General features: G+C 64.3%; 25 protein-coding genes and 2 pseudogenes. 14 read left to right on the top strand and 13 right to left on the bottom strand.

What is annotated here, in order from left to right:
- Positions 1–278 precede the first annotated feature (278 nt).
- Entirely contained in the window at positions 279–581 is a 303-nt protein-coding gene (locus tag QSV46_RS14880; protein ID WP_314952305.1) for a hypothetical protein, read from the top strand.
- A gap of 5 nt (positions 582–586) precedes the next feature.
- Here the strand turns inward: QSV46_RS14880 and QSV46_RS14875 are convergent, their stop codons facing one another.
- Entirely contained in the window at positions 587–1,108 is a 522-nt protein-coding gene (locus tag QSV46_RS14875; protein ID WP_314952302.1) for a DUF4142 domain-containing protein, read from the bottom strand.
- Positions 1,109–1,203: 95 nt separating this feature from the next.
- Between QSV46_RS14875 and QSV46_RS14870 the strand changes: the two genes are divergently transcribed.
- Complete coding sequence (locus QSV46_RS14870) at positions 1,204–1,392, top strand: hypothetical protein (protein WP_314952299.1); 189 nt, start codon at positions 1,204–1,206, stop codon at positions 1,390–1,392.
- A 314-nt stretch (positions 1,393–1,706) separates the two neighbouring features.
- A complete protein-coding gene (locus QSV46_RS14865) occupies positions 1,707–1,913 on the top strand; it encodes a hypothetical protein (RefSeq protein ID WP_314952296.1) in 207 nt (68 codons plus the stop codon).
- A 138-nt stretch (positions 1,914–2,051) separates the two neighbouring features.
- Here the strand turns inward: QSV46_RS14865 and QSV46_RS14860 are convergent, their stop codons facing one another.
- Positions 2,052–2,300: a hypothetical protein gene (locus QSV46_RS14860; protein WP_314952295.1), complete on the bottom strand. Its 249-nt coding sequence runs from the start codon at positions 2,298–2,300 to the stop codon at positions 2,052–2,054.
- Positions 2,301–2,475: 175 nt separating this feature from the next.
- On the opposite strand from QSV46_RS14860, the gene QSV46_RS14855 reads away from it, so the two are divergent.
- Together QSV46_RS14855 and QSV46_RS14850 are read left to right on the top strand one after the other, a co-directional pair.
- Positions 2,476–2,634: a hypothetical protein gene (locus tag QSV46_RS14855; RefSeq protein WP_314952292.1), complete on the top strand. Its 159-nt coding sequence runs from the start codon at positions 2,476–2,478 to the stop codon at positions 2,632–2,634.
- On the top strand, positions 2,618–2,812 hold the full coding sequence (locus tag QSV46_RS14850) for a hypothetical protein (protein WP_314952291.1): 195 nt from the start codon (positions 2,618–2,620) through the stop codon (positions 2,810–2,812). The genes QSV46_RS14855 and QSV46_RS14850 overlap by 17 nt, the downstream gene beginning before the upstream one ends.
- Here the strand turns inward: QSV46_RS14850 and QSV46_RS14845 are convergent.
- From QSV46_RS14845 to QSV46_RS14815, 7 genes are all read right to left on the bottom strand, one after another.
- Positions 2,783–3,268, bottom strand: coding sequence for a hypothetical protein (locus QSV46_RS14845; RefSeq protein WP_314952290.1), 486 nt, complete (start codon positions 3,266–3,268; stop codon positions 2,783–2,785). The genes QSV46_RS14850 and QSV46_RS14845 overlap by 30 nt on opposite strands.
- Positions 3,268–3,615: a DUF3147 family protein gene (locus tag QSV46_RS14840; RefSeq protein ID WP_314952288.1), complete on the bottom strand. Its 348-nt coding sequence runs from the start codon at positions 3,613–3,615 to the stop codon at positions 3,268–3,270. Before QSV46_RS14840 ends, QSV46_RS14845 begins: the two co-directional genes overlap by 1 nt.
- Positions 3,612–4,196 carry a phosphatase PAP2 family protein gene (locus QSV46_RS14835; RefSeq protein WP_314952286.1) on the bottom strand — a complete coding sequence of 195 codons (585 nt, stop codon included), beginning with the start codon at positions 4,194–4,196 and terminating at the stop codon, positions 3,612–3,614. The genes QSV46_RS14840 and QSV46_RS14835 overlap by 4 nt, the downstream gene beginning before the upstream one ends.
- A gap of 81 nt (positions 4,197–4,277) precedes the next feature.
- Entirely contained in the window at positions 4,278–5,168 is an 891-nt protein-coding gene (locus QSV46_RS14830) for an SDR family oxidoreductase (RefSeq protein WP_314952284.1), read from the bottom strand.
- A gap of 203 nt (positions 5,169–5,371) precedes the next feature.
- Positions 5,372–5,923: a DUF4142 domain-containing protein gene (locus tag QSV46_RS14825; protein WP_314952281.1), complete on the bottom strand. Its 552-nt coding sequence runs from the start codon at positions 5,921–5,923 to the stop codon at positions 5,372–5,374.
- 82 nt (positions 5,924–6,005) lie between these two features.
- On the bottom strand, positions 6,006–6,233 hold the full coding sequence (locus QSV46_RS14820; RefSeq protein ID WP_314952279.1) for a hypothetical protein: 228 nt from the start codon (positions 6,231–6,233) through the stop codon (positions 6,006–6,008).
- 8 nt (positions 6,234–6,241) lie between these two features.
- A complete protein-coding gene (locus QSV46_RS14815) occupies positions 6,242–8,029 on the bottom strand; it encodes a thiamine pyrophosphate-requiring protein (protein WP_314952278.1) in 1,788 nt (595 codons plus the stop codon).
- A gap of 142 nt (positions 8,030–8,171) precedes the next feature.
- Between QSV46_RS14815 and QSV46_RS14810 the strand changes: the two genes are divergently transcribed.
- From QSV46_RS14810 to QSV46_RS14780, 7 genes are all read left to right on the top strand, one after another.
- Complete coding sequence (locus tag QSV46_RS14810) at positions 8,172–8,546, top strand: PRC-barrel domain-containing protein (RefSeq protein WP_314952276.1); 375 nt, start codon at positions 8,172–8,174, stop codon at positions 8,544–8,546.
- 24 nt (positions 8,547–8,570) lie between these two features.
- Complete coding sequence (locus tag QSV46_RS14805; RefSeq protein WP_314952274.1) at positions 8,571–8,729, top strand: hypothetical protein; 159 nt, start codon at positions 8,571–8,573, stop codon at positions 8,727–8,729.
- A 216-nt stretch (positions 8,730–8,945) separates the two neighbouring features.
- Positions 8,946–10,100, top strand: a complete 1,155-nt coding sequence (locus tag QSV46_RS14800) for an HlyD family secretion protein (protein ID WP_314952271.1) — start codon at positions 8,946–8,948, stop codon at positions 10,098–10,100.
- Complete coding sequence (locus tag QSV46_RS14795) at positions 10,097–11,716, top strand: DHA2 family efflux MFS transporter permease subunit (RefSeq protein WP_314952268.1); 1,620 nt, start codon at positions 10,097–10,099, stop codon at positions 11,714–11,716. Before QSV46_RS14800 ends, QSV46_RS14795 begins: the two co-directional genes overlap by 4 nt.
- 247 nt (positions 11,717–11,963) lie before the next feature.
- Entirely contained in the window at positions 11,964–12,383 is a 420-nt protein-coding gene (locus tag QSV46_RS14790; protein ID WP_314952265.1) for a hypothetical protein, read from the top strand.
- A 120-nt stretch (positions 12,384–12,503) separates the two neighbouring features.
- The gene (locus QSV46_RS14785) at positions 12,504–14,078 is read left to right on the top strand and encodes an alkaline phosphatase D family protein (RefSeq protein WP_314952261.1); all 1,575 of its coding nucleotides are present in this window, start codon (positions 12,504–12,506) and stop codon (positions 14,076–14,078) included.
- Positions 14,079–14,351: 273 nt separating this feature from the next.
- A complete protein-coding gene (locus tag QSV46_RS14780; protein ID WP_314952258.1) occupies positions 14,352–15,170 on the top strand; it encodes an aldo/keto reductase in 819 nt (272 codons plus the stop codon).
- Positions 15,171–15,237: 67 nt separating this feature from the next.
- Here the strand turns inward: QSV46_RS14780 and QSV46_RS14775 are convergent, their stop codons facing one another.
- Positions 15,238–15,468, bottom strand: a complete 231-nt coding sequence (locus QSV46_RS14775; RefSeq protein WP_314952255.1) for a hypothetical protein — start codon at positions 15,466–15,468, stop codon at positions 15,238–15,240.
- A gap of 105 nt (positions 15,469–15,573) precedes the next feature.
- Positions 15,574–16,028, bottom strand: a pseudogene (locus QSV46_RS14770) (hypothetical protein).
- 55 nt (positions 16,029–16,083) lie between these two features.
- On the opposite strand from QSV46_RS14770, the pseudogene QSV46_RS14765 reads away from it, so the two are divergent.
- Positions 16,084–16,215 (top strand): annotated as a pseudogene (locus QSV46_RS14765) (transcriptional regulator); the annotation flags it as partial.
- Positions 16,216–16,562: 347 nt separating this feature from the next.
- Here the strand turns inward: QSV46_RS14765 and QSV46_RS14760 are convergent.
- Together QSV46_RS14760 and QSV46_RS14755 are read right to left on the bottom strand one after the other, a co-directional pair.
- Entirely contained in the window at positions 16,563–17,795 is a 1,233-nt protein-coding gene (locus QSV46_RS14760) for a PLP-dependent aminotransferase family protein (protein ID WP_314952251.1), read from the bottom strand.
- Positions 17,796–17,890: 95 nt separating this feature from the next.
- Complete coding sequence (locus tag QSV46_RS14755) at positions 17,891–18,418, bottom strand: DUF3124 domain-containing protein (protein ID WP_314952250.1); 528 nt, start codon at positions 18,416–18,418, stop codon at positions 17,891–17,893.
- 67 nt (positions 18,419–18,485) lie between these two features.
- On the opposite strand from QSV46_RS14755, the gene QSV46_RS14750 reads away from it, so the two are divergent.
- Positions 18,486–20,216, top strand: a complete 1,731-nt coding sequence (locus tag QSV46_RS14750; RefSeq protein WP_314952248.1) for a cation:proton antiporter — start codon at positions 18,486–18,488, stop codon at positions 20,214–20,216.
- Positions 20,217–20,424: the final 208 nt, after the last annotated feature.

Below are 20,424 nucleotides of genomic sequence, written 5' to 3'. Positions count from 1 at the left end.
TCCCCCCGCAGGCGCCGCCCGAATCTCAGGCATGACGCAACTAGTCAAAATAGAGCGTCAGCCAAATTCGAAATCAAGCGCCAAGGTTACGGCGCCTGGGAATTGGAACCTGCTTTGCTCAGCCCGACCGCAATAACGACCGAGACCGCCAATGGTTCCATTCGGATTCGGGAAAATTGCGGCTGTCGAACGGGCCCATTGGACCCCAAACCGGCTCCCAGGGAACGGAGGACGGGCCCCTGGGGTTAGCCAGCAGAAGACACAGGGAGCGCGCGCCCATGAGAGCTGCATGTGCCGTCTTTGTCGTGACATTGTTTGCTGCCGGATCGGCCCTCGCGCAGGCCGGCGCGCCCAGCGGACGCGGGGCCGTGACGGGCGATCCCGCCGCAAGCTCGGCCAACCCGCAGGCGGAGCCGCAGACCACGGGTGCTGCACCCAACTCGAACCCGAGCGGCAGCGGCACCTCGACCTCGGGCGGCAAGGACGACAATGGCGATGCCGGCCGAGACAGGATGCCCGAGAGCGATCGCACGGTGCGCCCGCAGAGTCAGCAGCATCATCATCCCGAAGACAAGAAATAAGGCGGCTACTTGTCGGCCATGGTGCGCGCCGCGTCCTTCACCTGCGCGCGCAGCATCGGGAGCTGTTCACGCGCGAATGCGGCGAGCGCGGCATTGTCGGGCGCCTTCAGATAATGCTCGAGCAGGCTGATGGCAGCGTCATATTCGGGAATCTGAGCAGCATAGAAACTCTTGACGTAGATCGGCCCGTCCGAGTTGTCGGGTTCGACGAGGCTTGCGCTCGCAGACGTTGTTTTGCCCAGGCGCGGCTCCGTCCCGATCGCGTCCTGAATCTGCTTCAAGGTCTTGTCGCGCTTGGTGGCCTCTTCGGCGCGCAGGGCGGCGAGGTTTTTCACCTCGGAATTGCCTTTCAGGTCGGTGCTTTCCAGCAGGCTCTGTTGGAACCGGCTGAAGGCGTAGAGGCCGGTCACGACGTCGGTTGCGGTCGGCGCGCGGTCGCCGGCGGTTCGCTCGCCGGCACTGTCGGCGGACGCCGAGGTGCTGCTGAGCGCCAAGACGATCAGGACGATCGCGACAAGAATTCTCATGCATCTTCAATGACAGATGGCGTACGAAGTTCCCGGAGCGTTACAGTCCGGTAAGGGCGGTTGCGCGACGAGAGTTCCGTCCCCAGATCATGCCCATGAGACAGTCTGACATTTTCAGAGACAACGCCGACAATTGCCTTCAGCTGGCAGAGCGCGCCGAAGGGCAGCCCGCCCATAAGCGTTATATGGCGGATGCCTGGACGGCGCTGGCGAACGAGCAGGACTGGCTGGACGGCGAAATCCCGCCCGTAAAAGTCGGCGTCCTCAAAACGCAGGATGCGTGAGCGCTGTCGTTCCGCGAATCTGGGTGTGAGGCCGCTCACGGAATGCAAGCGATCAATTCAGGATATTCACCGACGATCGATCGTTTCCAGAAGGAGGTTCTGCGATGGCTCCACGTCTGGCTCTTTTTTCGCTCATTCTCGCCTTTGGCGTCTCGGTTGCATTCGCGACAGTGACGACGGTGCGGCAGGTGCACCAGGAAAATGCATCGGCTGCAATCCACGCAGCGCGCAGTTAGCGCTGCTCGCCACGCGCTGGAACATTCGCCGGGCCGGCGCGTACTCGCTCGAGACATTACGAGAGGCGAGAGGACATCATGGCGCATTCAGACCAGGGCATCGTCAAGGACAAGCGCGCCGAGACGCAGCCGCGCGACAAGCAGCGCGCGCAGACCGTTCACAAGACCGATCCGAAAGGTTCGGCGTCGCGTGAGGCGACGCGCGATCCCAAGCTGAACGACGACGGCAAGACGCCCGGCTCCGGCATGACGCCGGATGATTCCGGCGCCGCACCGAGCGGGTAATTACGCTAGGAACCAATCCCCGCACGAAGAGTCGACAGGTTGCTTCCGGTTGTCATGCCCCCGCTGCGCCGGAAGCAATCTCCAAGGACGGTCCTGGCATGCCCCGTGCCGGGGCCGTTTTGTTTTGAGGGCGTTGGATCAGCCTTCCTTGCCGCCTTCTGGATCGCCCTGGGTGTGGCCGTCAGCGCCGCGGCCGAAGACGCCGAAGCTGCTCGACTTCACGCCGGGCATTGCGTCGACGTCTGCGGCGGCCAATCCGAACCTGAGCAGTTCGCGAACCGCTGCGGCGCGCGTCGGCATGCGGTGCTTGAACCGGAAATCATCAACCGCGGCCAGCTCGTCCGGCGAGAGCATGACCTGCAGGCGCTCAGCACGAAGGTCGTTCATGGGTTCGATCACGCAAATTGAGCAAATTGAGTAGTTTACTCAACAAACCAGCTTGGCGCGAGTTCCACAAGAGTCCGCAAAATCCCAAAATTAGTAGGAATACTCAATAAAATCAATGCGTTGCGGATGAAACAATTCGCGCGACAAGGCGTTCTCCTGGAGAGGGAGATCAGCCATGACGGACGAGGTCAGGTTACCCCGCAAGCTTTCCGAGGAGCGCGAAGCGCCGAAGCCGGTGCGTCCGAGCCATCAGAAAGTCATCGAGCAGGTCGAGCGCTGGGCCAACAGTCCGGGCTTGCAACCCCCGAGGGCGGACAATGCGAAGACGGTCTGAACCACACACGTTCGAACAGCGTCTCGACGCGCAGAAGCTGCGGCTTGAGCACGCGATGGCGGGCCTGCCCAATGGCATGGAGCGCGACGTCGTCGCGACCCGTATCGAGCAGCTTCAGACGGCCGCCGAGATGTACAATTTCCTGATGCTACCGGGTGGGGCTGCGGGTCCTCGCTGATCGCGCCGAGCCTTGGGATTGCTTGCGACGCGAGGTGATGCGGAGCTTCCGCCTGAGCCACCACGCCGACACGGAAACCATGGCCCAGGCCAGGATCGCGGTGGCGAACGCGCCGACGATGCTTGCCGTGACCATGACGTAGAAGGCGGCGGCGAACGCTACAAGGCCGATGCTTCCAAGGCCGGCGCCGGCTGCGTCTAGCGCCGCCGCCTGCCGTCCGCGCCTCATCCCGCTGAGGCCAGCCTTTTCCTTGCGGCGCCGTTCGTGGCTTTCGATCAGCGTCGCGCTGGCGCAGAAGATGGCGGGAAGTGCGAGGAAGAGCCCGCCGACGGAGATCCCGAAGCGTGCGCCAACGATCCCCGTGAAAACTGTTGCGATGCCCCCGAGCAGGAAGCGGACGCCGTATTCGTACCAGTGCGTCTGCTTGAGCGCCGAGGTTGACAGCTTGACCGGCATCACGCGGACCCTCCAAAACCCGCGAGCAGGCCGAACGCGACCACAAGCCATACGGCAAAAGCGATGATGGTGGCGGTCAGCGCCGCGAGCCGAAACCTCATCAAGAGATGGCAGACGGCCAAGCTGTAGCAGCCGAGAGCGATCGCACCGTAGATCATGGTCCAGCTTTCGGCCGCGGCGTATTGCGGGCCGTGCTGAACGACTGCGATGCCGAGTGTGGCGAGTGCGACCGATGGCGCGGCGCCGAGGAGGCCGCCGAAACTCTTCGGCTTGAGCATGTCGCCGAGGATTGCGAAAGCGGACACGGTCACGCCTCCTATGATGAAGCGCAGAATATATTCGGTCATCGCCGGGCCCGAAGCTTGAATGGCCGGCGGCGCCGCTTCGTCAAGGTCAACGGCCGCAGCATCCGCTCGATGATGACGCCGAGGGCAAAGCCGGCGACGACGTCGCTCGCCCAGTGCGCGAGCAGCGCGATCCGCGACAGCGACAGAGCTGCGGCCGTGGCACGGACGAGACGGCGCGGGACCGGGGGCAGCAGTCCGGCCGCGGAAGCCAGAGCACCCATATGCACCGCATGGCCGGACGGGAAGGCGTCGCGCGATCGTCCGGAGAACGGGATGCCGCGCCAATGGCCACGCAGCGTCAGCCGGTCCGGCCTGAGCTGGTCGAATGCGGATTTCAGGATGTGCGGCAGCACCGCCGTCGCGAGCGTCACGGCAAGAACGTGATTGGCTGCACGGCGCTCTTCCGCAGGTCGGGCTCGGGTGTAAAGCCAGCCTGCAGCGGCAAGAGCAACGAGCACATGCTCGTCCGCGCCCCAGGTCAGCGCCTGCGCAGTCTGCTCGAGCTCCGAGTTGGTATGATCCGCGATCTCGTTCGCGATGGCGATATCGATCCGCGTTGGTTTGACGGTTGCGAGCGTCATCAGTCCACGGCTGCTAAAAAGGTCTCCATGACAGTTTTGTAACGGCGGTGTGGTAATGATGGTTCCTGCCGTGCTGCAGCCTTACGGTTGTCCCGATCCGCCCGCGGAGCCATACACCTGGCCAGTCGCATAGCTGGCGTCGGCCGCGGCGAGCTGAACGTAGATCGAGGCGAGCTCTGCGGGCTGACCGGGACGGCCGAGCGGTGTCATGCCGCCGAACTTTTCGAGCTTCTCCATCGTAGCGCCGCCGGAGACCTGGAGTGGGGTCCAGATCGGTCCGGGGGCAACGCCGTTGACGCGGATGCCCTTCGAGGCGAGCTGCTTCGCCAGCGACTTCACGTAGTTCATGGTCGCGGCCTTGGTCAGCGCGTAATCGTAGAGATCCGGTGACGGATCGTAGGCCTGCTCCGACGTGGTGCCGATGATGCAGGAGCCCGCCTTGAGATGCGGCAGCGCCGCCTTGATGATCCAGAACGGCGCGTAGATGTTGGTCTTCATGGTCGCATCGAAATCCTCCGACGAGATGTCGAGGATCGAGGCGCGCGCCTGCTGCCGCGCCGCGTTGTTGACGATGATATCGAGCCCGCCCAGACCTTGCACGGCCTGCGCGACCAGCCCCTTGCAGAAGGCCTCGTCCTTGAGGTCGCCGGGGATCGCAAGGCCAGTACGTCCTTCCTTCTTGATCAGCGCGATCACCTCCTGCGCGTCGGGCTCCTCCGCCGGCAGATAGTTGATGGCGACGTCGGCGCCCTCACGGGCGTAGGCAATCGCGGCGGCACGGCCCATGCCGGAATCGCCGCCCGTGATCAGTGCCTTGCGGCCGGCCAGCCGACCGGAACCCTTGTAGCTGGTTTCGCCGTGGTCCGGCCACGGCTCCATCTTGCCGGCAAGGCCGGGCCATGGCTGCGATTGTTTCTTGAAGGGCGGCTTCGGGTAGCGGCTGACAGGATCGACAAGTTTCTGCTCGGCCATGGACATGTCTCCTTTCGCTGTCGACGACGCCAGCAAAGTCGCCGCGAAAGTTGCGCTCGCGGCGTGGACGATGTGCCGGCGTGTGAGTGAGTCTTGTCTTGCTGCGCCATGACGGTCTCCGCGATTTTGCGATCTCAATGCGGAGACAGGCATCGTTGCAAAACGAGAGGACGCCGGTGAGGGCGGGCGTCCTCAGAAGATGTTTACTTGGACTGCCCGACGCTCGGCGCCTTGCCGAGCTCCTTGGCCATCTCGAGATGGTACTTGAGCGCCGGCAGCGTCTTGCCGGCCCAGTCCTTCAGCGCGGCGTTGTCGCCGCCTTTGGCGTAGCGGTCGAACAGGGACACGGCGTCCTCATGGGCGCTGACCTGATAGGAATTGTAGTCCGAGCTGAAGTTCTTGCCCGAGGCGTTCTTGAGCTTGTCGAGCTTGCTCTGGTGCGAGCTGTCGAGCGCCGTCGGCAACGTGGCTTGCACCTTGCCGTCGCTGACGAGGGCCTTCAGCTCGCTACTGGTCTTGGTGTGGTCGGTCACCATCTGCTGCGCGAAGGTCTTTTCCTGCGCATTGCCCTTCTGCTGGGCGAGCTTGCTCGATTCGATCTCGAACATGTCGCTGACGGCAACCTCCTTGACGAAATCCGCGGTAGCAGGGGCGACGCCGAGCGCCGAATTGACGCCGGTCTTCTCGCCAAGTGATTGGGCGAGCGCGGGGCCAGCAAGGAGCACACAGGCAAGAGCAATAGCGGTACGTTTCATGGTCCGGTCCTCTCGTTGGCGGCGCGGCTGCTTGCCGCGCGAAATCTTTGCGGCGACCAACACGGCGGCGCGATGAAGGTTCCTAGTCCCTGGGGTTGCGACCGGTGCGCGGGTTGATCGGATCGGTCGGCTTGCGCCGGAGCCTCTCTGGCAGGAACGGTTCTGCCGGCGAGGCCGACGGATCGGCGCGCACGTCGGCGTGTCGCTGTGCCCGCTCATGCGGGGTCTGGTTGGCATTGATCTGTCGCTTGACGTCGACACCATCGACGGGATCGTTGACGCCATGCCGGATATCGCGGAAATCGCTCATGGTTCACCTCACTCCTTTCCGGGCAGGACCTTTTCCAGCATCTGCCGGGCCGTCCCTTTGATCACGCCAGTCTCGTTGGGATCGCCCTTCACCAAAGCGAGCGAGAAGTTCTTCGCCTGCTGCAAGGTGATGTGCGGCGGCAGTGGCGGTACATCGGGATCGGTCTTCACCTCGAGCACGACCGGCATCTCGCTCGCCAGCGCCTGCTCCCACGCCGAGCCGACCATTTGCGGGCTGTCGACGAAGATGCCGGAGAGGCCGATCAGCTCGGCGAAGCGCGAATAGGATACGTCGGGAATGCGCTGCGAGGCCTCGAATTTCGGATCGCCATTGATGATGCGCTGCTCCCAGGTGACCTGGTTGAGATCCTCGTTGTTGAAGACGCAGACGATGAAGCGCGGATCGCGCCATGAGCGCCAGTATTTGGCGGCGGTGATCAACTCGGCCATGTTGTTCATCTGCATCGCGCCGTCGCCGACCAGCGCGATCACCGGCCGGTCTGGATGGGCGAATTTCGCGGCGAGCGCGTAGGGTACCGCGGCGCCCATCGAGGCGAGGCCGCCGGAGAGCGAGGCCGTCATGCCGCGCCGCATCTTCAGGTCGCGCGCGAACCAGTTGGCGCAGGAGCCGGAATCGCTGGTGATGATGGCGCGGTCGGGCAGGCGCGGAGACAGCTCCCAGGCGACGAGCTGCGGATTGACCGGCGCTGCGGGCTGGTGTGCGCGGTGGTCCAGCGTTGTCCACCAATTTGCAACATCCTCTTCGATGCCCTTGCGCCAGGCGCCATCGGTCTTGGGCGTAAGCCGCGGCAGCAGTGCACGCAGCGTCTCGGCGGCGTCACCGATGAGACCGACCTCCATGGGAAAGCGGATCGACATCATACTGGCATCGATGTCGATCTGCACGCCGCGCGCGGCGCCTTCCCTGGGCAGGAACTCGGCATAAGGAAATCCGGAGCCGACCATCAGCAGCGTGTCGCACTCCATCATCATGTCGTAGCTGGGCTCGGTGCCGAGCAGGCCGATCGAGCCCGTCACCCAAGGGAGGTCATCGGGGAGCGCGGCCTTGCCGAGCAGCGCCTTGGCGCAGCCGGCCGACAGCCGGTCGGCAACCGCGATCACCTCGTCGGTCGCATGAAGCGCGCCGGCGCCGATCAGCATCGCGACCTTCTTGCCGGCGTTGAGCACTTCTGCTGCACGGTCGAGATCCACCTCGCGCGGCGTGATGCTCGGAGCGTTGTACCCGATGCCGGAGTGCAGCGTGCCGTGCGCCCGCGGCGGGCTTTCGTAGGGTTCTTCCTGGAGATCGTTGGGCAGGACGATTGCGGTCGGAGTCCGCCGGGCAAGCGCAATGCGAACCGCCCGGTCGATCAGGTGTCGCACCTGCGCGGGTGAGGACGCCTGCATCACATAGGCGCCTGCGACATCCTTGAACATCGAGACGAGGTCGAGTTCCTGCTGATACTGCCCGCCCAGTGCGTTACGGGCCTGCTGGCCGACGATCGCCAGCACCGGCTGGTGATCGAGCAGCGCATCGTAGAGGCCGGTGATCAGATGCGAGGCGCCGGGGCCCGAGGTCGCGATGCAGACGCCGAGCTCGCCGGAAAACTTCGCATAGGCGCTGGCCATGAATGCCGCCATCTCCTCATGCCGCGCCTGCACGAAGCCGATTTTGCCCTCGGCACGTTGAAGCGCACCGAACACGCCGTTGATGCCGTCGCCGGGATAGCCGAAAAGGTGGCGCACCCCCCATTGATGCAGGCGTTGGACGATGAAATCGGAGACGGTTTGGGACATCTTGGGCCGCTCTTCGTGTTCCGGGACTTGAAGTTGAGAGAACCGCCCGTGTCCGGCGATGTTCCTCAACTCGCGCAGAGCACGCCGGAACGATCGCTCGCCTATCCGGGTTGTCTCCACACTGGCTGAGTGGAGAATTGAGATGCTGAATCGAAGCGAATTGGACCGGGACGAGATGGGCAGGTTGATCGGCAGCGACAAGGTCGAGGGAACATCGGTCTACGGCGCGGATCGCAACAAGATCGGCTCGATCGAACGCGTGATGATCGACAAGATCAGCGGCAAGGTGTCCTACGCCGTGCTCGGTTTCGGCGGTTTCATGGGCCTCGGCAACGACCACTATCCGCTGCCCTGGCAGTCACTGAAATACGACACGGAGCTTGGCGGTTATGTCACCGCGATTACCGCGAAGGAACTGGAAGGCGCGCCGAAATACGGCGAGCGCAGCGACTGGAACTGGGGCGACGATGCCGCGGTTCGCGGCATCAACTCCTATTACGGCGTTCCCTTCGCCTGAGCGCGTCGCAGAAAGGGAGATCCGATGAGCAAGGAACGGCCCACCGACGATCCCCGGAATCAGAATGACTGGGGATCGCACGCCCAGACGAACAAGCCCTGGAAGGGCAATCCGGAAAAGGATCAGAAGTCGGGCGAGGCAAAGCCCGACCTCGAGAAGTGGCAAGAGACCAAGACGCACTAGGCTAAGTACTAGCCAAGTAACCAGGATAACTGCGTCGACCGGCCTTCAGGAAGAGCGCGGCGCACGGTGCCGCGCTTCTTTCTTGAGCGCTGCAATCACGAAGGACGGTGACGCTCCGCCGGTTCGGGAACCATGCTCCGGCGCCGTAGTTGCGCTCGCGGCACGCGAACTGGCCCGGCTGCCGCCGCCCGTTTAGGCTCGACATAGGTGTTCACCGTGGATGCTCAGACACGGGAGCGTGATCCGTCCGCGGAGCAACCGCAACGGGCGAAGGAAGCTCCAAAGACCTCTCCTGATCAGACCCGCGGCGCCAAGGACCACAAGCCGGCGGCGACGTCATCGCTGCGCGAACGGCTTCGCGAGCATTGGCTGCTCGCAACATTCGGCACCATCGTGCTGGTCGCGGCGCTCATGGGCGGGCTGCTCTACTGGCTCGAGGTGCGGCACTACGAATCCACTGACGATGCCTTCGTTGCCGCGCGCAGCTTTTCCGTGGCCTCGAAGGTCGGTGGCTACGTGACCGATGTCCCGGTCACTGACAACCAGCATGTCGGGGCCGGCGATCTTCTCGCCAAGATCGACGAGCGCGATTATCGCATCGCGATCGATCAGGCCAATGCGCAAGTCGCGGTCGCCAGCGCCAACACCGCCAATGTCGAGGCGCAGATCGTTTCGCAGCAGGAGCAGATCAAGCAGGCTGAAGCGCAACTCGAACAGGTCCAGGCCCAGCTGCAATTCTCGCAGGAGGAATTTGCGCGCGCCCAGGAACTGGTCGAGAAGGGCGCCGGCACCGTGCAGCGCCAACAACAAACCCGTTCCGATCTTCAGGCGCAGCAGGCCAACACGGAGCGCGCCAAGACCGCGGTGACGGCCGCGCAACTCGGCATCAAGTCGCTGCAGGCGCAGCTCGAAGGCGCCAGGGCGCAACTCCAGCAGTCGCAGGCGCAGCTCGATCAGGCCAGGCTGAACCTGCAATACACCAGCGTCGTTGCCGCGCAATCCGGCCGCGTCGTCAAGCTCTCGGGTGCCAAGGGCACCTTCGTCAATGCGGGCCAGAGCCTGATGATGTTCGTGCCGGACGAGGTCTGGATCGTTGCCAACTACAAGGAAACCCAGCTCAACGACATGCGGCCCGGCCAGCCGGTCGAGATCCGCATCGACGCCTATCCCGGCCGCAAGCTGACCGGCCACGTCGAGTCCGTGCAACCGGGGTCCGGCACCGCGTTCAGCCTGTTGCCGGCGGAGAATGCCACCGGCAATTATGTCAAGGTGGTGCAGCGCGTGCCGGTGAAGATCGCGGTCGACAATTGGCCCGCCGATCTGCCGGTCGGACCCGGCATGTCGGTGGTGCCCTGGGCCAGGGTGCGATGACGGACACTGCGCAAGGCGGCGCGTCGGCGGGAGGCTGGTCGCCGGAGCGCTCGGCGGCCGGCGGGCACAATCCCTATCTGATCGCCCTCGTCGTCTCGATCGCGACCTTCATGGAGGTGCTCGACACCACCATCGCCAATGTCGCGCTCCGCCACATCGCCGGCGGGCTCGCCGTCGGAATCGACGAGAGCACCTACGTCATCACCAGCTATCTCGTCGCCAACGCCATCGTGCTATCGATTTCGGGCTGGCTGGCAACCGTGATCGGCCGCAAGCGCTTCTACATGATTTGCGTGGCGACGTTCTCGGTCGCCTCGCTGCTGTGTGGATTCGCCTGGAATTTGCAATCGCTGGTACTGTTCCGCATCCTTCAGGGTCTCGGCGGCGGCGGCATGGCCACCAGTGAGCAAGCGATCCTCGCCGACTCCTTTCCGCCGCACAAGCGTGGACAGGCCTTCGCGATCTATGGTGTCGCGGTGGTGGTCGCGCCGGTGATCGGCCCCACGCTCGGTGGCTGGATCACCGACACCTACAGCTGGCACTGGGTGTTCCTGATCAACGTGCCGATGGGATTGCTCTCGCTGCTTCTGGTCGGTGTGCTGGTCAAGGAGCCGTCGGGCGCGGAGGAGGAGAGGGAGAATTTGCTGAGCAAGGGCCTGCGCGTCGACTATGTCGGCTTCCTGCTGGTCGCGATCGGGCTCGGCTCCCTGGAATTCGTGCTCGACGAGGGCCAGCGCAACGACTGGTTCGGCTCGAACATGATCGTATTCTTCGCAGTGCTCGCGGCGGCCTCGCTGCTCGCACTGATCCCCTGGGAGCTGACGCGCGAGGATCCCATCGTCGACCTCCGGCTGCTCGGCCGCCGCCAGTTTGCCGCCTGCTTTCTCGTCATGCTCGGCACCGGCGCGGTGCTGATCTCGACCACGCAGCTTTTGCCGCAACTGCTCCAGACCGAGCTGAACTACACGGCGATGCTGGCCGGCCTTGCGCTGTCACCGGGCGGCGTCGCGACGCTGGTGCTGATGCCGGTGGTCGGCCGCCTCGTCAGCATGGTGCAGCCGAAATATCTCATCATGTTAGGTGCGGTCATCGTCGCGTTCTCGATGTGGCATCTCACCGGCCTCACCGGCGACATCACTTATGGCTATGCCGCACTGTCGCGCATCTTCCTCGCGCTGGGCCTGCCCTTCCTGTTCCTGCCGGTGACGACCGCCTCCTATGACGGCGTGCCGCCTGACAAGACCAACCAGGCGTCCGCGCTGATCAACGTCGCCCGCAACATCGGCGGCTCCATGGGGGTCGCGCTGGCGCAGACTGTCCTGGCGCAGCGCCAGCAATTCCATCAGAGCCGCCTGATCGAGCACGCCGCGCCGTCCGATCTCGGCTATCAGCAGACCATCGACGCGATGACGCGCTACTTCCAGGCGCAGGGCTCGAATGCGAGCGATGCGGCGTCCCAGGCGGTCGCCTGGGTCGGCAGAACCTTGCAGCAGCAGGTCGATTTGCTCGCCTATATCGACGTGTTCTGGACGCTCGCGATCGTCGCGGTGCTGATGATCCCGACCGCGGCGGTGCTGCGGCCGATCGACCTCAGCGCTCCGGCGCGAGGGCATTGAGGCGCCCCGTCATCGCGAGCGCAGCGAAGCAATCCAGAATTCCTCCGCGGAGACAGTCTGGATTTGCTTCGTCGCTCCTCGCCAGGCCGGTGTCGAGAGGCGTGCACCTCACCCTACTGCAGCGCGAAAGGTCGCCTGACACCGCCAAACTTCTTAACCACGGCGGGAACTGACCGCTGGAATTGCGCGCGACGCCTCCTAAATAGGGGTAAATTATCTCTCAATAATCCAATTTCAGGAGGCGTCCGTGGTCCTGAAGAGCGTTCATTTTGCTGTTGCTGCTGCCCTCGTTCTCGCATGGGGCAGCCTTGCACGTGCCGACGACTACAAGCCTGGCGAATATCTCGGTCTCGATCTCTCCAAGGCAGTCCTGTCGCCGAAGCGGCTCGGCCCGGAGACGAAGTTCGCACCGGTCGCACTCGAGGCGAAGGGCGGCAACGAGGCGCAGGCCCGCGCAGAGCCGGTCGATGTGCCCAAGAAGGTCGCGGTCGAACCCGTGCGCGTCGCCGGGCCGAAGGTCGCTCACACCAAGAGCGTCCAGCCGCGCGGCGCCGCGCGCACAAGGCTGGCGCATCGCCGCGGCAGTCCGCTCGATGCGCAGGCGATGGACACCCGCATCCAGACCTGGCCCTGCCGTACCGGCGGCATCTGCGACTGGAAGCGGTAACCCGGTCCCGTCCGCGTCATCCGCGCGTCGCAAAACCGTAGGCGCGGAGTCAAGAAACCGTAAGGATAGGAGTCAAGGAGCGCAGGCACCTTCCGTCGCGATTCGACGAAGGTTTCCTGAATGGTATCGCTCCGCGCCCCGCGGGCATGGACCCGACGGCAGTTCCTGGTCCGCTCGACGTCCAGCCTCGCCGTCGCCTCGCTCGGCACGGTCGCAACACCGTACCTCAGCCGCGCTGCCGACCGTCCGCAGATCGCCGGCGGTATCCAGTCCGGCGATGTCTCCGATGGCTCCGCCATGGTCTGGGCGCGCGCCGACCGGCTGGCGCGGATGCAGGTGGAATATTCGACCGTCGAGAGCTTCAAAACGATCATTGCGTCAGCTTCGCACGACGCGCTGCCCGATGCCGATTTCACCGCAAAACTGCTGCTGAACGATCTGCCGTCCGGGCAGGACATCTTCTATCGTGTGCGCTTCGACGATCTCGCGACCGGCCTTACCGGCGAAAGCCGCGTCGGCCATTTCCGCACCGCGCCGCCCGCCGGCCAGTCGATCTCGTTCCTGTGGTCCGGCGACACCGCGGGGCAGGGCTGGGGCATTGACACCGCGCGCGGCGGCTATCGCAGCTATCGCACCATGCTCGACAACCGCCCGGACTTCTTCATCCACTCCGGCGATCACATCTACGCCGACTGCACCATCCCTTCCGGGCAGAAGCTGCCGAACGGCGAGACCTGGCGCAACGTCGTCACGGAGGAAAAAGCCGAAGTCGCGCACACGCTGGCGCAGTTCCGCGGCAACTACAAATACAATCATCTCGACCAGCATTTTCGCGCGTTCCACGCCGAGGTGCCGATGTTCGCGCAGTGGGACGACCACGAGGTCACCAACGACTGGTCGCCGACCGGCAGCTACGACGAGGCCGGCCATGAGGACGATGGCACCCCGCGCCTGGTCGCGCGCGCCCGCCGCGCCTTCTTCGATTTCATGCCGATCCGCGAGATCGGCGCGCGGCAGGGCCGGGTCTACCGCAAGATCGCCTACGGCCCGCTGCTCGACGTCTTCATGATCGACATGCGCAGTTTTCGCGACGACAGCTGGAACAAGGGCGACGATCACCACGGCTGGATACTTGGCGCGGAGCAGCTCGCCTGGCTGAAGCGGGAGCTTGCCGCCTCGCGCGCGACCTGGAAGGTGATCGCGGCCGATTTGCCGATTGGTCTCGTCAGCATGGACGCCGTCGCGCTCGGCAATGGGTCACCCGACCGGCGCGAGCACGAGATCGCCGATCTCCTGACCTCCATCAAGCGCGCCGGTATCCGCAACATCGTCTGGCTCACCGCAGACATGCACTATACCGCCGCGCACTATTACGATCCGAACAAGGCGCAATTCCAGGATTTTGAGCCGTTCTGGGAATTCGTGTCGGGTCCCTTGCATGCCGGCACCTGGGGACCGGGCGAGCTCGACGACACCTTTGGCCCCGTCGCGATGTATCAAAACGGCTGCAGCGCGGCGCAGGGGGAGAATCTGGCGCCGTGCTTCGGCCTTCAATTCTTCGGCCGCGTCGACATCGACGGCCGTACCGGTGTGATGACCGTGACGCTCAAGGACGTTGACAACCGCGACCTCTGGTCGGTCGACATCGTGCCGCAGCCGCAGGCGCGCCCCGCCGTGGTGGCGCAGCATTCGTGAGAGCGGGGCAACTCCGTCCGTCGTCATGGCCGGGCTTGACCCGGCCATCCACGCCTTGCTGCTCGGCCCGAAGAACGTGGATGCCCGGGACGAGCCCGGGCATGACGGTGGGGAGGGATTGCGCGTCCCAGCACTAACCCGATCTTGATTGGCGGCGTCGCGCATCCCACGCTAGGGTCGCCGTTCCCGCCACGCTTTTCCATTTCCGAAGAGTTCTGTTCCTCGCGGCTTCACCGCGCGCTGGCGGGCCGAAATACGTCAGGAGCCTGTTTCATGGACCATCTGAAGACACAGGGCATCAGCATGCCCAAGCTCGGCCTCGGCACCTTCCGCATGCAGGGCGATGCCTGCCGCGCGGCGGTCGAGAGCGCACTGTCGATCGGCTATCGCCATATCGACACCGCCGAGATGTACGCCAATGAAGAACCGATCGGCACAGCACTCGCGGCGGCCCGCCTGCCGCGTGCCGAGCTGCACGTCACGACCAAGGTCTGGCACGAGAATTTGGCACCGGACTCGATCCGCCGCGCCTTCGACGCCAGCCTGAGCAAGCTCAGGCTCGACCATGTCGACCTCTATCTCGTACACTGGCCGTCCAAGTCCGCGAACTGGGGCGCGGTGTTCGAGACCTTGATGAAGCTGAAGGAAGAGGGACGCACGCGCGCGATCGGCGTTGCCAATTTCACCACGGCGCTGCTCAAGATCGCCGTCGAGGACATCAAGGCCCCGATCGCCTGCAACCAGATCGAGTATCACGCGATGCTCGATCAATCGAAGGTGCTGGCCTATCTCCAGGCCAAGTCGATCCCGTTGGTCGCCTATTGCCCGCTGGCGCAAGGACGCGTTGCATCCGATCCGGCGCTGGCCGAGATTGGCGCCAGGCACAATGCAACCGCCGCGCAGGTCGCGCTGAAATGGCTGCTCGATCAGGACGGCGTCGCCGCGATCCCGAAGGCGTCGCGCCGCGAGAGCCAGCAAGCCAATCTCGACGCACTGAAGATCATCCTCGACGAGGCCGACCGCAACAAGATCGCCGCGCTGCCCAAGGACAGGCGCTGCGTCAATCCCGGCTTTGCGCCGGCGTGGGATTAACCAAAAGCATTTGGCGAGCGCAAAGAAAATGGCCCCGTGAGGGGCCATTTCCATATCGCGTTGCGCATTAGTCCCAGTGATGGTGGCGATGGCTGCGCTTGATCACCACGACCCTGTCGCCGCGATGGTGCCAGCCGCGATGCCAGCCGTGATCGCGATGCATGCCGTATTCGGCACGGGCGCCGTACGGGCCGTGATGATGACCACGCTTGATCACCACGGTTTCCGCGCTTGCCAGCGTCGGCGCCGCGATGACGAGCGCGCCGAGCGCGGCAATCACATAACCAAGCTTCTTCATGATGTCCTCCTCCAATCGAATGCAAATCTAAACCGCGCATTTGCGTGAACGTTCCGGAGGAACGGGAAGAGAATTCTGAATGGATATTCAGGATCAAGACGATCGCTAATCGCAGCGTTGCTGCGCAGGGGTCGGAGCGTTGCTCGCAACGTATTTGCCGTCCTTGATCGTGTAGACGCCTTGTTCGCTGCGATTGTAGATTGCACGGAGGCTGCCTTGCTTTGAGAGCAGCAGGCCGAACTCACGTGTCTGCTGCAACGACGGGAAGTACACCATCACATTGAGCAGGCCTTCGGCGTTGACCTTGGCGGACACCACCTCGTTCTCGTCCCTGGCATCGCCGAAATTGCGCCGGTACATCACCCGGCCGTCCTTCCGGATTTCGTAAGTCAGCAGTGCGCCCTTGTCCCGGTCGGGCCGGGCTGTGCGATCGACCGCCCATGAGCCGAGCAGCCCCCATTGCTCGACCGTGGCGGCGAGCGTCCCCCGGCACGGGCCGCAGTGGTGAACGCAATCAAAAGCACCGCCGCCGTAGTCCAGCGGCTCAAACAACGCGTCATGTCCCGAAAAGCCCCGCTTCGACAATTTCAAAGTCTAGCACCCCGCGCGCGGCCGTCCACGGCCCGCCGCTCCGGAATTTCCGAGCGCTACATCGCCCAGATCGAGGCCGGCAAGGGCAACGTCTCGACAGTGCTGCTGCGGCGGCCGGCCTCCGCCATCCACCGCAGTCAGCCGCAGGCGGCGTGAAGCCTCAACTATCAAAACGGCTGGAAGATTGCATCGCGCCCCAGGACCAGGATTCTGTGCCTGACGGAAAGTATCTGGTCATGGTGACGATCTGATCCCCGTTCGATTGATTCCTCCACAGGAATCCATAGGTCCGTTCTGGCGATCTGATTCTTTGGGGCCCCGCGAATTGGTCAGGGGCGATCCCGCGTCTCGCGCACTCAGTTTGAAATGCAAGTACGGCCTCTTCGCGGGCACTGACTCCGGTGCTCGTTGCGAAATGCACGACTTCAGAGGCGGCGACGACCAGAACGAGAGCGATCGCGATTCCGAAAATCCACAGGGAGATGCGCGCCGGCCGTCTCATTTCAGGCCCGCTTCTCCACATTGGCGCTGCGGGCCGGCACGCCGAACTCCTTGCGGCAGACCTGGGCCAGCACGGCGATGCCTTCGCGGATCTGCTGATGCGTCGGGCTCGCAAAACAGAGCCTGAGGCGCGAGCTGGAATGGCCCTTATTGGTCGACCATTCAGGTCCAGGATTGATCGAGACGCCGGCGGCAAGCGCGGCCTGATAGAGTTTTAGCGTATCGACCTGGTCGGGCAGCTTGACCCAGAGGAAGATGCCGCCCTTCGGCTCCTCGAACTCCGCGGCCGTTCCAAACTGTTCATTCAGGGCTTCCATCAGCGTGTCGAGCTTGGTGCGTAGCGCCTTCGTCAGCGCCGGCACGTGGCTCGAAAAATGCGGCTTGCAATAGGCGGCGAGCACCATCTGCTCCAGCGCGCCGGAGCCGGCATCCGTCTTCAGCGCCAGCATTCGCGACATCACATCCCACGGCGCGACGATGAAGCCGACGCGCAGCGCCGGCGCGATCGACTTGGAGAACGAGCCGATATGAATCACCCCGCCATTCGGACTCATCGCATGGATCGCCGGCGGCCGCTGTCCCGACCAGACCAGGTCGGCATAGCAATCGTCCTCGAAGATGGGCACGCCGTATTCGGCCGCGAGCCGCACCAGTTCGGCGCGGCGGCTCTCCGGCATGATGCTGCCGGTCGGGTTCTGCACGGTCGGGATGGTGTAGATGTATTTCGGCCGGATGCCACGCCTCTTGAGGTCGGCCAGCGTCGCGGCCAGCACGTCCATGCGCATGCCGTCCTGGTCGAGGGGAATGCCGACGACGTTGACGCCGAGCCGCGCCAGCCGGGTCAATGAGCCCTGATAGCTGTCCTGCTCGAAGATCACGGTGTCGCCGCGCGCAAGCAGCGTGGCGTTGACGAGGTCGAGGGCCTGGAGCGAGCCGGAGACGATCAGGAGGTCGTCGACCGTGCAGTTGATGCCGGCGTCGCGTTTCAGTTTTGTCACGAGGAATTCGCGCAAGGGCAGGTAGCCTTGCGGACCGTGCGCCAGCCCGTAAGTGGCGAGCGAGCGGCCCTCGTGTCGCAGAGCCACGTTGGCCGCTTCGATCAGCTCGTCGAGCGGCACCTGCTCGGAATCATTGTTGCCGCCGACAAAACTGTATTTGGCGAGGCCCGTCCAGCGCGCGGAAGGAGCCGGCAGCCCTGCGGGAAACAGGGGCGCGAAATCGAAGCTGGATGGCATGGGGGCCGTTCCTCGTTTCTGCTTCTTGTTGAGCCACCCGGCGTTGCGCCGGTCAGCCTTGTTTTCTGCCTTGCCGGCCACCCGAGCGGGCGGCCTCACTTCCTGCCGGCCGTCCTCGTCGGACGTCCCTGGCTGATGAAAGCGTAATGCGCATTGGCCACGCCGCCAACCATCAAGGCCTCGACCACGGGCTCGGCGATCTCGCCTGTGGCAGCCCAGTCGACCAGAAAATTGGCCCCCGTCCCACCGCGCACGTCATCCGTCGGGATGAAGATCGACACGGTGGCCAGCGGCTTCAGTGCCACCGGAGCCTTCAAATAGCTCTCGACCTGCTTGCCTGCGGTGTCGAAATAAGCGATGCGTTTGACCACCAGTGGCTGGGTCTCGGAGGCGTTGTGCACGCTCAGCGTCACCGAGAAGTCGACACGCAGCTTGCCCTGGCTCATCGCGACGCTGGAATAGGCGGGCACGTAGAACCCGCCGGAGACGGCGAGTTGCTCCTTCGGCACCGCGGTGAGCGAATCGGCAAAGTTTAGTTCGATATTGACCTTGGATTGAGCGGCTGCGGGCACGGCACAGGCGAGGGGGCATAGCAGCATTGCCGCGAACAGCCCTGTTGGCATGTGACGAATTGCTCGCTTGCCGCGCCGCAACCTGTCTCTAGGGTGCGGCAAAACGGACCGATTTGGCATGCACGAGCTCATTCGCGACATCACTCTCTGTATTCTGTTTGCCTGGATGCTGGGCCTGCTCGCCCATTTCTCCCGGCAGCCGCTGATCCTGGCCTATCTTATCGCCGGCTTCTGCATAGGTCCATTCGGTGCCGGCTGGGTCAAGTCGCAGGAATCGATCAGCGTCATCTCCGAGCTTGGCCTGATCTTCATGCTGTTCATGATCGGCCTCGAGATCGACCTGAAGAAGATCGTGCGGGCGGGCAAGGTGATCCTCTTCGCGGCCGGCGGCCAGCTCGTCGGCGGCTGCCTGCTCGGGGTGCTGTTCTTCGCCGGCATCGGCCTGTCGCTCGGCGGCGGGCATTTCGATGCGGTCTATCTCTGTGTCGCCTGCGCGCTGTCGAGCACTGTCATCATCGTCAAGGTGCTCTACGAGAAGCGCGAGCTCGACACGCTGCCGGGCCGCATCACCCTCGGCGTGCTGGTGCTCCAGGATATCTTCGCCATCCTGTTCCTGGCGGTGCAACCGAGCCTCGCCAATCTGCAAGTCAGCGTCATCCTGCTCTCGGTCGGCCGCGTCGCAGTGCTGGTCGCAGCTGCCCTGCTGGTCAGCCGCTACGTGCTGCCGCGCTTGTTCCACCAGATCGCCCGCCGCCCCGAGCTGATCCTGCTCGGCGCGCTCGCCTGGTGCTTTCTCGTCGCCGAGACCGCCGAGCGGCTGTCGCTGTCGCGCGAGATGGGTGCCCTGATCGCCGGCGTCTCGCTCTCGACATTCCCTTACGCGCTCGACGTCACCGCCAAGGTCACCACGCTGCGCGACTTCTTCATCACCCTGTTCTTCGTCGCGCTCGGCATGACCATTCCCGTGCCCGGCCTTTCCGTCATCGGGCTGGCCCTGATGATCGCGGCATTCACCGTGGTGAGCCGCCTCGTCACGACTTTCGCGCCGCTCTATCTGATGAAGCAGGGCCTGCGCGCCAGTCTGCTGCCGGCGCTGAATCTCGCGCAGATCTCCGAGTTCTCGCTGGTGGTGATCCAGACCGGCATCGCCGACCACCACATCGCGGCCGAGACCGCGAATGCGGCCTCCTTCGCTTTCGTGGTGCTCGCGGTGCTTTCGACCTTCGCGATGAGCCGCAGCGACGAGATCACCCGCTGGGCGATCGGCCCCCTGAAGCGGATCGGCCTGAAGGACCTCGACCATGGCAACGGCCATGGCGAGGAGGGGCACGAAGGCGGCCATGGCGAGGCCCGCCGCATCGTTATCCTCGGCTTTTTCCGCGCAGCGAGCGCGTTGCTGGCCGAGATCGAGCGGCAAGCCCCAGTGCTGCTCGAGCAGATCACCGTGATCGACTTCAACCCCAATGTGTACCAGACGCTGCTGTCGCGCGGCCTGCACGTGATCTATGGCGATATCAGCAGCGCCGACACGCTGCTTCACGCCGGCATCGGCAAGTCCGAGATGATCATCCTCAGCGTGCCGGATTCGCTGCTCAAGGGCGCCACCAACGAGAAGCTGGTGCGCCACGTCCGCGCCCTCAATCCGACCGCCCTGATCGTGGCCACTGCCGACCTCCTGGCCGACGTAGGTGAGCTCTACGAGGCCGGCGCCAGCTACGTCACGGTGACCCGGCTCAGCGACGCACATGAGCTGTTTACTGTAATCGAAGCCGCCCAGGCCGGCCTTCTGGCCGACAAGCGCGCCGAGCTCGATCAGCGGCTCGGCGAGCGGCGCGAAGTGCTGCCCTGAGGAAGTGCTGCCCTGAGGCGGTGCGGCCGCCTTCCTCCCCGGCCATCCGCGCCTATATTTCTGGTATCTTCGGTGCAAGCCTGCCCCCGCCAGGTCCGCTGCCCGGAATATGTGGTTGCGTCCGGGACACTAGCGCCCCGGCCCGAGTCGAGCTAAGGCGTCGGGCTAAGGCGTCCGGTTAAGCATCCGGCTCATAACCGATAGAGAT

Origin of the sequence: Bradyrhizobium cosmicum (genome assembly GCF_032290525.1) — a bacterium.
In the GTDB taxonomy this organism is placed as follows: Bacteria; Pseudomonadota; Alphaproteobacteria; order Rhizobiales; family Xanthobacteraceae; genus Bradyrhizobium; species Bradyrhizobium cosmicum_A.
Note: the sequence above shows the minus strand (reverse complement) of the source record. Positions and strands in the feature narration are given on the sequence as shown.